This is a genomic window from Photobacterium piscicola (assembly GCF_900166965.1).
GTDB lineage: Bacteria > Pseudomonadota > Gammaproteobacteria > Enterobacterales > Vibrionaceae > Photobacterium > Photobacterium piscicola.
Genome location: NZ_FUZI01000001.1, coordinates 828,099 through 841,162, shown reverse-complemented (window position 1 = coordinate 841,162; position 13,064 = coordinate 828,099). Strand labels below are relative to the sequence as shown.

The 13,064-nt window shown below is 36.0% G+C and carries 11 protein-coding genes; 6 read left to right on the top strand and 5 right to left on the bottom strand.

The features are described 5' to 3' along the window. The first annotated feature begins 561 nt into the window (after positions 1-561). From CZ809_RS03910 to CZ809_RS03900, 3 genes are all read left to right on the top strand, one after another. Positions 562-1,017: a YhfG family protein gene (locus tag CZ809_RS03910; protein WP_235865778.1), complete on the top strand. Its 456-nt coding sequence runs from the start codon at positions 562-564 to the stop codon at positions 1,015-1,017. Next, positions 1,010-1,612: a putative adenosine monophosphate-protein transferase Fic gene (locus CZ809_RS03905; protein WP_080156108.1), complete on the top strand. Its 603-nt coding sequence runs from the start codon at positions 1,010-1,012 to the stop codon at positions 1,610-1,612. Before CZ809_RS03910 ends, CZ809_RS03905 begins: the two co-directional genes overlap by 8 nt. Positions 1,613-2,022: 410 nt before the next feature. Further along, on the top strand, positions 2,023-2,571 hold the full coding sequence (locus CZ809_RS03900; RefSeq protein WP_235865777.1) for a hypothetical protein: 549 nt from the start codon (positions 2,023-2,025) through the stop codon (positions 2,569-2,571). Between the two features lie 276 nt (positions 2,572-2,847). On the opposite strand, the gene CZ809_RS03895 is transcribed toward CZ809_RS03900, so the two are convergent. The 4 genes from CZ809_RS03895 to CZ809_RS03880 all read right to left on the bottom strand — a co-directional run bounded on the left by CZ809_RS03895 (position 2,848) and on the right by CZ809_RS03880 (position 9,030). Then, entirely contained in the window at positions 2,848-3,891 is a 1,044-nt protein-coding gene (locus CZ809_RS03895; protein ID WP_080156107.1) for an oxidoreductase, read from the bottom strand. 335 nt (positions 3,892-4,226) lie between these two features. Beyond that, positions 4,227-6,224, bottom strand: a complete 1,998-nt coding sequence (locus tag CZ809_RS03890; RefSeq protein ID WP_144396147.1) for an LTA synthase family protein — start codon at positions 6,222-6,224, stop codon at positions 4,227-4,229. Positions 6,225-6,656: 432 nt separating this feature from the next. Next, complete coding sequence (locus CZ809_RS03885) at positions 6,657-7,508, bottom strand: cysteine hydrolase family protein (protein WP_080156105.1); 852 nt, start codon at positions 7,506-7,508, stop codon at positions 6,657-6,659. A gap of 241 nt (positions 7,509-7,749) precedes the next feature. Beyond that, complete coding sequence (locus tag CZ809_RS03880; protein WP_080156104.1) at positions 7,750-9,030, bottom strand: dicarboxylate/amino acid:cation symporter; 1,281 nt, start codon at positions 9,028-9,030, stop codon at positions 7,750-7,752. A gap of 369 nt (positions 9,031-9,399) precedes the next feature. Between CZ809_RS03880 and CZ809_RS03875 the strand changes: the two genes are divergently transcribed. From CZ809_RS03875 to CZ809_RS03865, 3 genes are read left to right on the top strand one after another with little or no spacing between them, the layout of a single operon-like run. Beyond that, positions 9,400-10,404 carry an ABC transporter substrate-binding protein gene (locus CZ809_RS03875; RefSeq protein WP_235865776.1) on the top strand — a complete coding sequence of 335 codons (1,005 nt, stop codon included), beginning with the start codon at positions 9,400-9,402 and terminating at the stop codon, positions 10,402-10,404. Continuing rightward, positions 10,401-11,399 carry a FecCD family ABC transporter permease gene (locus CZ809_RS03870; RefSeq protein WP_080156102.1) on the top strand — a complete coding sequence of 333 codons (999 nt, stop codon included), beginning with the start codon at positions 10,401-10,403 and terminating at the stop codon, positions 11,397-11,399. Before CZ809_RS03875 ends, CZ809_RS03870 begins: the two co-directional genes overlap by 4 nt. Further along, positions 11,399-12,166: an ABC transporter ATP-binding protein gene (locus tag CZ809_RS03865; RefSeq protein WP_144396146.1), complete on the top strand. Its 768-nt coding sequence runs from the start codon at positions 11,399-11,401 to the stop codon at positions 12,164-12,166. Before CZ809_RS03870 ends, CZ809_RS03865 begins: the two co-directional genes overlap by 1 nt. Here the strand turns inward: CZ809_RS03865 and CZ809_RS03860 are convergent. Beyond that, positions 12,138-12,884, bottom strand: coding sequence for a substrate-binding domain-containing protein (locus tag CZ809_RS03860; RefSeq protein ID WP_080156101.1), 747 nt, complete (start codon positions 12,882-12,884; stop codon positions 12,138-12,140). The genes CZ809_RS03865 and CZ809_RS03860 overlap by 29 nt on opposite strands. Positions 12,885-13,064: the final 180 nt, after the last annotated feature.

Genomic DNA, 13,064 nt, shown 5'->3' with positions numbered 1-13,064 from the left:
TAGGGAATCGACTTGCCACGCGTTGAGTTTTTAAAATAAAGATATGGCTGTCCTATGTTTGTATTCTGCTGACGACTATTAGTCAAAAAACCAGAAACTAGATGGAAAACGCCCTATTTTGTTGGAAATACAGGACAGCCATAAAAGTGTTAATGGTTCAATGACCGTCATTTTTTCAAATCGCGCATAGATGAGACTTGACTGTTTTAATGCCCGCGAGGGCGATAGGGAATCTACTAACCGCGTGTTTAATTTTTAAAATAAAGATATGTCTTTCCTATGTTCTGCTGACGACTACTAGTCGAAAACCCAGAAACTAGATGGCAAGTGCCCGATTTTGTGATTACTATCGGGATTAATAGCTAAAAATGTATCTGATTTATAATGATTTTTATATTATTGCGAGATAAATACGGGCGCGTGTTTAAAGAACAAATTCGGGTAAGTTGTTAATATAATAAGTTGTTAACTGCTTCTTTGTTAATTTAGCTTTCAAATATGGTAATCATTCCCTTTGAGTTGTAAACTAATATTATTTCCGCATAAATGTGCGAGTTAAGCATGAAATACGAATTATTAGTTTTAGCTGCAATGACACGATTAGAATCTCCAAATACTCAAGCTATCGTAGCTGCAACTGGTATTTCTGAACGTAAAGTACAATCCGTAGTTAATTCATTAATTGAAAATTTAGGCTTAAACATTCAAAGAGAGCGCCAGGGCCGAACCTTCCGTTTTTCTATTAATAGCTGGGGTGTTTTTGAATCAGGGAAAGCGATCCAGTCTCAACTTAATGATATTGATTTAGTTATGCCAAGTAATTCAATGCTTTCTTCTTACGAAGAAAAGCATGCCTATTTCGAGCAAGTTAAAATGGATAACTTTAAAGAAAGTATGCGTTTAGAGGGGCATGATGTTGCTAGTAATTTCGATTTATCACTCGACAGAGATCAACAACGTCAAATTTTGTTAAACAAATACTCAAACGTAAATTCGTTAGAGGCGCTCAATGGCTGATAAATATGGCACAACACAAGATCCTTATACTTACGAAAATAGTACGGTTCTTGTTAATAAACTCAATATCAACAATGAAGCGGTATTAGAGGCTGCAGAACGTGATTTAACAACGTTAGCTGCAATGTATATAGAGTTTCAATTGCCTCCTTACGATTTCAGCTATCTGCGTTCAATTCATCATATGTTATTCTCCGATCTATTTGAATGGGCTGGCGAGTTAAGAACGATTGATATTTCAAAGGGAAATACACGTTTCTGTAATGTAGCTAGGATTGAAAAAGAAGCAAATAATCTATTTTCAATGTTAGAAAAAGATAAGTATTTAGTAGATCTACCATACGATGAATTTCTTACTAAGTTAGCTGAGTATTATTGCGATATTAATGTTTTACATCCATTCCGTGAAGGAAATGGTCGTGCCCAACGTTTGTTGTTTGAGCATATTGCAATCAACTGTGGTTACAATATTAATTTTTCAGGCATTACTTCTGAGCAGTGGGTAGCCGCAAATATCCATGGTTATCATTGTAATTATGTGCCAATGAAAGAGCTGTTTTCTGTTTGTGTAATTAAAGCTGAAAAGCGCAGTTAACAAATAAGAATATGCGTCGCGCAGTCGACACCTATCCGAAGTGTTGGACAAAGCCCGAGCGACTTTATATAAATAAATATTGGGAATGTTATGAAAGGTGATACTGAAAAGAGAAAAAACATAGGACACCCATAATTTTTGTAATCCATTTTGAACAATTCTGACGGTACTCTATAAGTGAAAGACAGGACAGCCATAAAAGTGTTAATGGTTCAACGACCGTCATTTTTTTAAATAGCGCATAGATGGGATATGTTGTGGCTTAATACCCGCGAGGGCGATAAGGAATCTACTTGCCGGGCGTTGAGTTTTTAAAATAAAAATATAGCTGTCCTATCTTTGGCTTGTAAGTAAGGCGTTCGTATGTGTTATTACGGCGTTAAATCTCTTTATTGAGTATGGAGTTCAAATTGAAAAGGAAAGTTTTTAGTAGTAAAGATCAGCTAAAAAAATGGGCAAAGAAAACAACAGGAGTGATATTGACATCGCTTACCTTATTAGGTTCAGCTGAAAGTATTGAGTTTAAATTTCCAACACCAAAAGCTATTTCTCATATCATGGAAACAGACCCTACGGTATTTCCTGAAGGGTCATATGCGATAAGTTATTCTAACGTTGAAGAATTGGACTCAAGTAATCTTGATTATTCAAAAATGGCAATGGTTGTTGCATTTGAAGCTCAATTAGCGGATAAAAAAACTTTTATAGGAGGGTTAAGGTTTTTAATCGAACATTTAGCTGATTTTAAGTATTGTTGTAAAATAAATAAAACTAACCCTGCATATGTTACAGCTTCAATATGGGTTATAGAGCCTTCTGATATGGTTGAATTTAAAGCGTTAGAAGATATCTTGAGTAAATATTCAGCATTTTATGCTTTTAACGATGGTACTGGTACGCTTAATTTAAATAATGCTCGAATGGGAAAAGGTTCAGCAAATCATATGTTTGAAGTTTAACAAATAAGAATACGTGTCGCGTAGCCGACACCTATTCGAAGTGTTGGACAAGCCCAAGCAGCTTTATATAAGTAAATATTGCGAATGTCATGAAGGGTGGTGCTGAAAAGAAGTCGAGCGTTATCCTTGGCGTGAACTAATCAAATTTAATTCATTGATTTATAATTAGAACCTCTTTAATTATGAAGAAATATAGGACACCCATAAAAGTATGTAAACATATGGCTGTCCTGCCTTTGGCTTGATAGAGAGAATGGCTGTCTTAATTAACCACTATCACCATTTATCAATAGTAAGCGTCTTGCCTTGGCGGCTACTTTCCATTGCAAGTGCAATCAGTTTGATATTCCATAACGCGTCTGTTGCGGTTACGGGTGGCGCTGTATTAGTGTTAATCGCTAATGCCAGTTCTTGAAAGTATTGTTGATAGCAACCAGACTCAGTTGTAATGGTTTCGCTACTATCTGCATTATAGAAATGACCATATTGTTCTGGTGTTTCATTTGCCCATTGTGGTTTGTTAGGCAAAACGCCTGCAATTAAACGCGCTTCTTGTGGATCTAAGCCATTCTTTTCATAGCTTCCTTGCGTGCCTTTCACCGTAAAACGTTTGTTTGGACCAGCACTGAATAAATCACCATGTAAGGTCGCTAAATGATTAGGGTAGTGCAGAACAATATTGAAGTAATCGACATTTGTTGAACCTTCACGCATGATTTCGCATTGTGCGGTAATCGCATCAGGAATACCAAATAGTACCAGTGCCTGATCGATAAGGTGCGAGCCTAAATCAAACAAAAGCCCACCGCCATTGGTGGCTTGTTCACGCCAACGTTGACGAACTTCTGGTCGAAAACGATCGAAATGAGATTCAAAATGCTTTAACTCACCACAACGTTTTTCTTCAATCATCTTTTTAATTGTTAAGAAGTCACCATCCCAACGGCGATTGTGATACACGCTCAAGATTCGGTCTTTCTCTGCGGCAAGGGCAATTAATGCTTCACCATCGGCAATGTTGGTTACAAATGGTTTTTCTATGATGACGTGCTTACCGTTTTCAAGTGCTTGTTTAGCGAGCTCAAAGTGGACGTCGTTAGGGGCTGTGATAATGACAAGTTCAGCATCAGAGTGGTTCAATAAATCTTGCGCAGATTCATAATGTTGTACATTGGGCCAGTCACGATTTACTGCTTCACTATTACGGGTGCTTACCGCTGTAAATTCAAATTCTGGTAAGGTGTTAATAAAGGGAATATGAAACGTTTTTGCTGAAAAGCCGTAGCCAATAATAGCGGTTTTGATGGAAGAAAAGGTCATAATAGTCACGCTCAGTTGTTGGATAAAAGCTGTTAGTTATTTGATTTAGCAAGAAGAGTTATGATGATGTGACTCACCTATAATCACTTATCGACGCGTTTTGAAATTTAAACGACGGGTACAATAATGCACAAACACTTATTAATTAGCAAAGCTAAAAAGGACAAAAGATAGGACAGCCATAGGATTATAGATTAGAGCTGTAAATGTCATCGCTGTTTAGATGATCGGTACTAATTTACATTTTACTCTTTGTTTCAAGAATAGGAAAGACAGGACAGCCATAAAAGTGTTCAAATATATGGCAGTCCTTAAGTCTTAAAGCGGCGGGTATATTAATTTTGAGTGTTTTTAGCTTGTGCAGCCTTTATTTTATCCCATTGATAGAAATCTTGTTTATAAGACAAGCTGCCCCATAACGCGAATGCATTCGCTGTTTTTATTTCGCTGTCTGGTAATTCATGTGGTATCAATGCATGGGTTGTCGGTTCATAGTGAAAGGTCATTAGATCTTTGTTTGGCTGAAAGACAACAGCATGGTTATCTTTGTTTAGCCATGCAAAGTTATTGTGGTATTGCATGATGGCTCTTTGCTTATGTTGTTCTACTTCTTTGGTGAGGTCATTACCCATCATTGGGTGATAAGCATTAATGCCAGCCATTGATAATAACGTTGGTGGTAAATCAAGTTGACTGGCTAATTGATTATCCTCACATGCAGAAATACCGCCACCAAAAATGACCGCAGGAATATGGAAGCAGTCTATTGGTACTATTTGGTCACCATAAGCACGCGAATCATGATCCGCTACCAATACAAAAATAGTGTCGTCCCAATAATCTGATTTTTTAGCTTGTTCTAGAAATTTACCCAGTGCGTAATCTGAATATTTAACGGTATTTTCTCGCGTGGTTGCAGGTTGATTATAAGGCTCTATTTTGTCTTGTGGATAATCATAAGGTGAATGATTTGTTGTTGTGAATACTAAGCTAAAAAAGGGCTTATCTTGTTGAGAAAGCATACTAAATTGTTGATGTGCTTTGTTGTAAAGATCTTCATCACACGCGCCCCATGATCCAATAAATTCTGGATTATGAAATGTGGGTAAATCTTGGATATCAACAAAACCATTACCCAGCATGAAGCCTTTCATATTGTCAAAATGACTTTCGCCAGCATAAATGAATTGAGTATGATAATTTTCATCTTTAAGTGTTTGAGCCATTGAATAAAAATTATTTTGACTTTTAGGTAATTTTACAACGGCATTAGCTGGCGTTGGGAAAAAGCCAGTAGTAACAGCTTCAATCCCCCGAATTGAACGTGTCCCTGTGGCATACAGTCGAGTTAGATTCCAACTTTCTTGCATTAATAGATCGAGATTTGGCGTTAATGGTAAGCCTCCTAATCCACCGACAAAACGCGCACCAAGGCTCTCTTGTAGCAAAATAACGATGTTCTTACGTTTACCTGTATTACTTGCTTTGTGGTAGGCAAGTGTTGGTAGTGGCTGATAATTGAAAGCGTCTGCGGGTAATTGACTATTTTCCTTTATAGTCTGAATAATGTCTTCTTTTTCCATTGGGGGATAAATAGTGGATGAGTCAATTATTTTGCGCATTAGTTTCATTGCATACAGAACTGAATATGTTGAATTTAATGGAAAATCATTCATGAGGTTATCATGTGAAAAGGCAATCATGGATGGATTTATAGAACGATGACCGAATGTCGAACGTGCACCTATTACACATAAAGCAACACTGCTTAGGGCAATGATAGGACGCCAGTACCAATTGGGTGTTTGGAGGTCTTGAATAAGATAGTTTGAGAATATCCAACCAAAGTAAAGTGTTGTTAATGAAATGATTAAACCCAGTGCTAACTCAAGTTTATAACCGCTCCACATCATGCTCATCACTTCTTTGGGATAGATAAGATATTCAACAAATAGGCGGTTTGGGCGTACATCATATTCTTTAATGAAAAATGGTGTTGCTGCTTCCATATAAACTAATAGCCATAATCCTAATGTGATCCATAAAGAAAGAATAATTAACCAAATATGATTTAAATAAGGAACGCCAATAATAAGAGGTGTGATAAGACAAGGTAATATGACCAAGTAGCACATACTTACAATATCCATGCGCAACCCAGAAATAAATATTACTCTCCAACCCTGTGCATTAGAAACACGTTCATTTTGCCAAATACATAAAAAGGTGCGTGAAATTGTTAATATGATAATGCCAGAAATAAAAAACATAACTATAGGGAACATTACACCAGTTATCTGCTTGATTAGATCTAACAAGGAAAAAAAATCCATAAATTAACTACTTAAATAATTTCGGTTTGTTTCAAATGGATAGTTTGATAGTTAATTTTAGAAAAAGTTTCATTATAGATAAAATTATCATTAATAAATAAATATTAACGTTATATTGAGAATAGATTGTTCTAATATCTATATTTTATGAGCGTTTATTGTATTGGTGCTTGTTGAAACTCTTTGTAATTAGGCAGGATATTCATTGCTAGTTAATGATTAAAGCATTACTTATTCTAATGCTTTTTATCACAACGTGTAGTGGCTGTTTTTATTCTTTTGCTCAGTGGTGTTGTAACAGATGTGCTTGCAGCGGCAGAACTTTCCGTATTGCCTATTATGGTCATATTGTTGTCGTTATTTAAATCTTAAAATCCGAGAATATTTATCATCTCGGATTTTTTATTTAAAAATAAGTAGTATTTGTTTTTTTTAACTTGGCACAATATCCGTTGTGTTAGCAATGTTAACGCCTAAAGCCATCATTTTTTCAACAAAGGCTTGTGCTTGTTGTTCAAAGCCAGCAACAGAGCTGGTGGTATCAATAAGGAGGGTTATTTTTTTTATGTCAGCAAGTGGTAGCTTATCGACCATTTGTTCAACGGTACTAGCGACGCAGTGAGATAGAGCTTGTCCTGAAATAAAGATGCGATCACTTTGTACGACTAGTGCTGTTAATTGGGGATCAAACTGAGTTTTTATATCATCGCGTAGTGGGTATTCGGCTTCGCAACCACCATAGTGTTCTGTATGCGGGTTTTCACCTTTAGATATGGTGTGATGTAAAAGTGCGGTTTGTTTTTCCCAAGCATTAATTGCTGTTTGAATTGGGGCAACAATGGTATGTCCTACTGAATCTATGACACAGTGTGTTGGCCAAATAAGCAGGCTGTATTTTCCTGTTTTCTCAAGGGATTGAGTATATTCTAGTACGTGATCAAGAAGTTCTAAGTTGGTCGGTAGCCATAAACCATCGACAATATCCTGATGGCTAATCAGTGTAAATGGCGCAGGATGTTGTCCATGCTTATTTTGCCAATAAACCGCGTGAGCAATATCGTATTTATGGTGGCTATCAAGGGTTACAACGATATTGTTAATGCTCTTTTGTTTGTTATCAATAAATGTAGCAAGCCGTTGTGCATCTTCCCATGAGTGAGGAACAGGAAGAGAAGGTGGGATCGCAGTTGGCTGGTTACCTAAAGTGAGTTGTTCATGTAATGGAACATCATAAAAGTCGTATTGAGGATCAATGATAAGTAATGATGTTATTGTTTGATGCATGGCATACTCCTTTATGCTTTGAGGTATTGAGCGACAGATGGTAAAAAAGTGGACTAAATATACGTGGGTGAGCGGTAATTGAAAAGAAATAACATCGTTATCTCAATCATGAAATAGAGGGATGTATACGTTTAGTGTAATTGATAAAGATGATGCATGACTGGAGTGGGGGTTAAGGTAAATAATCGGAAAAAAGGGCTGCTAAACAACCCTTATTAAATAATGGAACAGTCTACATTGGCTAACTATTAACTTTTGCAGCTTCAAGTAAAGGATCGTCTAAATCACGATCTTGATTTGGTAATCCTTCGATATTATGAGAAATCACTGCCGTTGTAATGCCGTTACCTAATACATTAATGGCTGAACGACCCATATCTAGAATATGATCGATGCCCATTAGTAATAAGATCCCTGACGCTGGAATATGGAAATTTGGTAGTGTTGCCGCTAACACAACGAGGGCAGAACGTGGAACACCAGCAATGCCTTTTGATGCCAGCATGAGAGTGATCATTAAAGTGAATATTTCTGAATTAGACAGCGAAATGTTATATGCCTGTGCAATAAACATGGCTGAGAAAGAGCAATAACACATTGAACCAACGAGATTAAAAGAGTATCCCAACGGTAGTACAAAAGAGGCTAAATTCTTAGAACAACCAAACTTAATTAATTGCTCTAATGTTTTTGGATAGGCTGCTTCAGAACTTGTGGTAGAGAACGCAATTAAAATGGGATTCTTTAGCATTGAAACTAAGGTGATCACTTGTTGTTTGATAAAGATATAGCCAAGACCAATTAAAATCAGGCTAGTAATCAAAATGGTTGTGTAAAATCCAAAAATAAATTGAGTGTAATTTAAAAGAACATTTAAACCTTGAGTGGCAATAATGGCTGAAATAGAAGCAAAAATAGCAAAAGGGGCAAACAGCATTACAATATTGGTCACTTTTAGCATGGTATTAGAAATAGCTTCTAATAATGATACTAATTGTTCATTTTGTTGTTGAGGAATGGATGCTCCCGCGACGCCAAAAAATAAAGAAAAAATGACAATTTGTAATATCTGATTATTCGCCATAGCACCAACAATACTGGTTGGAATCATATGAGAAATGAATGCTCTAAATGATAAACTATTGGTATCAATATTCAGTGATTGTACATTAGCTGAAATTAAGTTCATACCTGAACCTGGTTTAATTAATACAACCATGATCAAGCCAATGAAGATTGATAATACCGATGCAATAATAAACCAAGAAATTGCTCTTCCACCAATATTACGAATGGCTGATAGATCTTTTAATTTCATTATTCCTGATGTTAATGTGCAAAATATTAGTGGTGCGATAACCATTTTTATTAAATTTAAAAAAATGTCGGTTAGTAATGTGATGTTGTCAGACCAGGATTGCTGTATTTTTGGTTCAACTAATTGATTAATAATAAATCCTACACCAATTCCTAATAACATAAATATTAAAATATATTTAGTTAATGTGTTTATGCTTTTCATATGGTCCTTTTTATAAATCTATGAATATTTTATGGGAACTTATTTGTTATCGCTGAAATATTAACGTCATTATTTTGATAATAATAATTAATAGTAATTATCACTTTAATAAGTAATTATCATGAGTGTGTAAGTTAGCTCTCTTTCAAAGATGTTTATAAATTATAATTAAAAGATAGATTTATATAATTAGTTATCTTATATAAAACTGATTATAAAAAGCCACGTTGAATAAATTAAATTGAAAGATTAAAAATATCGATGTATAGTTTTGTATATATCGTTTTTTAGTGAACTGAATCTATGTTTAAAAATAAGCTTTTTTCTCCGCTTTATCATATATTACACATAACTGTATTCCTTTTTTTATTGATTAATTCACCTTCTAGTTATGCTGCTCGCCATATTATCGATCAACTAGGGCGTTCGGTTGAAATACCCGATAATGTTAATCGTGTTGTCGTCTTACAGCATCAAACGCTGAATATTCTTAATCAATTAGATGCTTTAAATAAGGTTGTTGGTATTCAACGTAGTTGGAAAAAACAACTAGGTGAAGGTTATATTCGTTTAGCACCGTCACTGGTTACTATGCCCACGCCAGGGGACTTAACTCAGGTTAATATCGAGAGCCTTTTAGCAACGCGTCCTCAAGTGGTCTTTGTTGCTAATTACGCTCCCGCTGAAATGATTAAGCAGATTGAAAGTGAAGGGATTCCGATTATTGCTATTTCTTTACGTCATGCTCCTAACTCTGAACGGAATAAGCTAAATCCAACGTTAAAAGACGACGAATCGGCTTATGATCAAGGGTTAGTTGAAGGAGTACAGCTAATTGCCGCGGTGGTTAATAAGCCTCAGCAAGGTAGGGCATTGATTGATGCTACATTTGCACAGCAAAATCAATTGAAGCAGCGGTTAGCGACAATTAAACCTAGTCAGCGAATTCATGTTTATATGGCAAACCCGGATTTAAGCACTTATGGCTCAGGGAAATATACAGGGGTGATGATAGCGCGTGCTGGTGGCGATAATGTTGCAGCATCGACATTAAAAGGCTATCACCAAGTTGCGATGGAGCAAATTTTAACCTGGAACCCACAGGTTATTTTTGTTCAGCATCGTTTCCCTGATGTGATAACAGAAATTAATCATGAACCTAATTTTAAGTGGGTTACTGCGGTTAAAAATCAACGAATTTATTTGATGCCTGAATATGCTAAAGCGTGGGGATACCCTATGCCAGAAGCTATCGCATTGGGTGAGTGGTGGATGGCAAAGAAACTGTACCCTAAATTATTTAAAGATATTGATTTAAATAAAAAAGTTCAGCGTTATTACCGTCAGTTTTATCGTACTGCTTATATTCAATGAAAAATTCGTTATATAAAAAAGACATTATCATTGCGTTAATAGCCGTTACGATGATTGCAATGTTTTCATTAATGTTAGGCCAATACCCGTTATCACTATCTCAACTTTTACATGAGTTTTTACATCCATTTTTAAACGATAGTTTAGCTAATCATGTTCTTTGGTCTATTCGTTTACCTCGCATTGTTATTGCACTTTGTGTTGGTGGTTGTTTGGCCTTTAGTGGTGCAATATTACAAGGTGTTTTTCATAATCCTCTTGTTGATCCACATATTATAGGCGTGAGTTCTGGTGCTGCATTTGGTGGCACTTTAGCGATATTACTTGGTTTTCCTACGGCTTTAATGATGGGGGCGACGTTTGTTTTTGGCTTATTAGCGCTGGTGATCATTTATGTATTGGCCAATTTATTAGGCAAAAATGACAGATTAATGCTAATTCTGTTTGGGATTGTTTTAAGTGGTATTTTTGCGGCTTTGGTAAATTTAGTTCAATACCTTGCTGATACTGAAGAAAAATTACCCAGTATTGTTTTCTGGTTATTAGGCAGTTTTGCAACCGCTAATTGGCACAAAGTGGTATTACTATTAATACCACTATTTCTCGCTGGCGGCGTGTTATACCAATTACGATGGCGTATTAATATTTTGTCCTTAGGAGATACAGACGCCAGATCGTTAGGTGTATCGGCCACTCGATTAAGACAATGGGTATTATTATTGTGTGCAGTATTAATTGCGGCTCAAGTTGCCGTTAGTGGAAGTATTGGTTGGATAGGATTAGTTGTTCCACATTTAGCGCGGTCAGTTGTAGGTGCTGATCATCGACGATTATTGCCTATGTCGTTTTGGATGGGGGCAGGGATTATGATTATTGTGGATGATATTGCACGAACACTAAGTCAGGCTGAAATTCCCTTAGGTATTATTACGGCGTTATTGGGGGCACCATTATTTATCTTTTTACTGGCCAGAGAAAAAAGAGGCCAACAATAATGACATCACATTTGAAGATTTGTTTAACGGTTAATCAATTACAATTTGGACCGAATGTTCCGCTTTTTTCACCAATGAATTTTGTCTGTCATCAAGGTGAGGTATGTGCCATTTTAGGGGCTAATGGTCGAGGAAAAACAACACTATTACATAACCTTGTTAATATTCAATCGACGCTTGCTGGTGATATTTCTGTTCGCGGTGGAATTGGTTTTGTACCACAGTCGTGTGCATTTGCTTTTTGTTATCATGTGATTGACGTTGTATTAATGGGGTTGGCGCAAAAAATAGGGTTGTTCTTTCAACCATCCGATGATGATGAAAAACGGGCTTTAGCTGCGCTGGCTGATTTAGGTATTTCATCACTCGCTAATAGTCTTTTTACGCAGTTGTCAGGTGGTCAGCAACAGTTGGTTTTAATTGCTCGCGCATTAGTGGCTGATTGTGCTGTGATTGCATTAGACGAACCTACATCAGCATTAGATTTACATAATCAGCAAACAGTATTGCAATTACTGCAAACATTGGCTCGCCGAGATAATAAGTGTGTAATATTCACAACTCATGATCCTAGTCATGCTTTCTTAGTCGCAGATAAAGCGTTGTTATTATTGCCTCAAGGAGAATGGTTATTTGATGACTGTCAGAAAATATTAAATCTATCTAATCTTCAACAAGCTTATGGTGTTAATACTAAACAAGCGACTTTTATTGTTGATCAACAACCTTATCAAACCATTATTCCATTGTTTGATGGATTGAATTAAAACCTGCTTGTTGAAGACAGTGTTGCCCTGAAGTTGAAAGTAAGTAATTAACAATAGGAAGAGCAACATCATCATTATATGCAAGGCCATAAGTTGCTAAAATATTATCTTGAACAGGAATAGGGATCACTATTAATTCAGGATCACTTGTTAGAATCGATTGATAGTGAGAATAACCAATAAATATATCAATGTTATGGTGCTGAATAAGAAACGATGCAGCGGTGTACCCTGTAGGTACGGTTAACGTATTAACTCCACCAACCAGAGGTAGTGCTGCTTTTTTTAGATGGTCACTTAATGGTTTATTGTACTGCGCTATTTTATCAAATAATTGCCACGTATAGTCGCCAGAAGGATCGCAGTTTGGTGTTGATGTGGCTAATAGCAATGTTGGATTGCTAATATAATCGAGCCATGTTTTATGTGGTTGATAATGACGACGGGCAATGGTTAAGCAAAGACTATTGTGGCAAAAAGGCATTATGTTTTTCATTGTCGTAATGGATTGTAAATGTTGTGGATGAGCCATATTTGCAGATAGAAAGAGATCACAGTCCATGCCTGATTGTATGTTTTTACATAATAAGCCCGCAGGGCCAAAAGTAAATGTTATTGAACGTTGGGTTAATTGTTCCAATTGTGATTTTATTTGAGTCATTGTTGTATTAAGGCTACCTGCGGCGAAAATTTTTATAGCAGGCTGTCGAGTATTCATAATAGGTATCCAATCGTTTAAAATAGCGTGATTGACAATATAGGAATATATTATGCTTAAAATATCGCTATGTATAATATTTATTACTAATAAAATCGTATTTATAAAAAGATTATTTGTTAACTAGTTATCGATATTTATTACGCTAAGGGGGATATCATTATTTATTAAATTAATAAC

What these genes read in the sequence shown, in the direction of transcription:
- CZ809_RS03910 (WP_235865778.1), top strand. Translation starts at nt 562, where the DNA reads ATGAAATACGAATTATTAGTTTTAGCTGCAATGACACGATTAGAATCT.
- CZ809_RS03905 (WP_080156108.1), top strand. Translation starts at nt 1,010, where the DNA reads ATGGCTGATAAATATGGCACAACACAAGATCCTTATACTTACGAAAAT.
- CZ809_RS03895 (WP_080156107.1), bottom strand. Translation starts at nt 3,891, where the DNA reads ATGACCTTTTCTTCCATCAAAACCGCTATTATTGGCTACGGCTTTTCA.
- CZ809_RS03890 (WP_144396147.1), bottom strand. Translation starts at nt 6,224, where the DNA reads ATGGATTTTTTTTCCTTGTTAGATCTAATCAAGCAGATAACTGGTGTA.
- CZ809_RS03885 (WP_080156105.1), bottom strand. Translation starts at nt 7,508, where the DNA reads ATGCATCAAACAATAACATCATTACTTATCATTGATCCTCAATACGAC.
- CZ809_RS03880 (WP_080156104.1), bottom strand. Translation starts at nt 9,030, where the DNA reads ATGAAAAGCATAAACACATTAACTAAATATATTTTAATATTTATGTTA.
- CZ809_RS03870 (WP_080156102.1), top strand. Translation starts at nt 10,401, where the DNA reads ATGAAAAATTCGTTATATAAAAAAGACATTATCATTGCGTTAATAGCC.
- CZ809_RS03865 (WP_144396146.1), top strand. Translation starts at nt 11,399, where the DNA reads ATGACATCACATTTGAAGATTTGTTTAACGGTTAATCAATTACAATTT.
- CZ809_RS03860 (WP_080156101.1), bottom strand. Translation starts at nt 12,884, where the DNA reads ATGAATACTCGACAGCCTGCTATAAAAATTTTCGCCGCAGGTAGCCTT.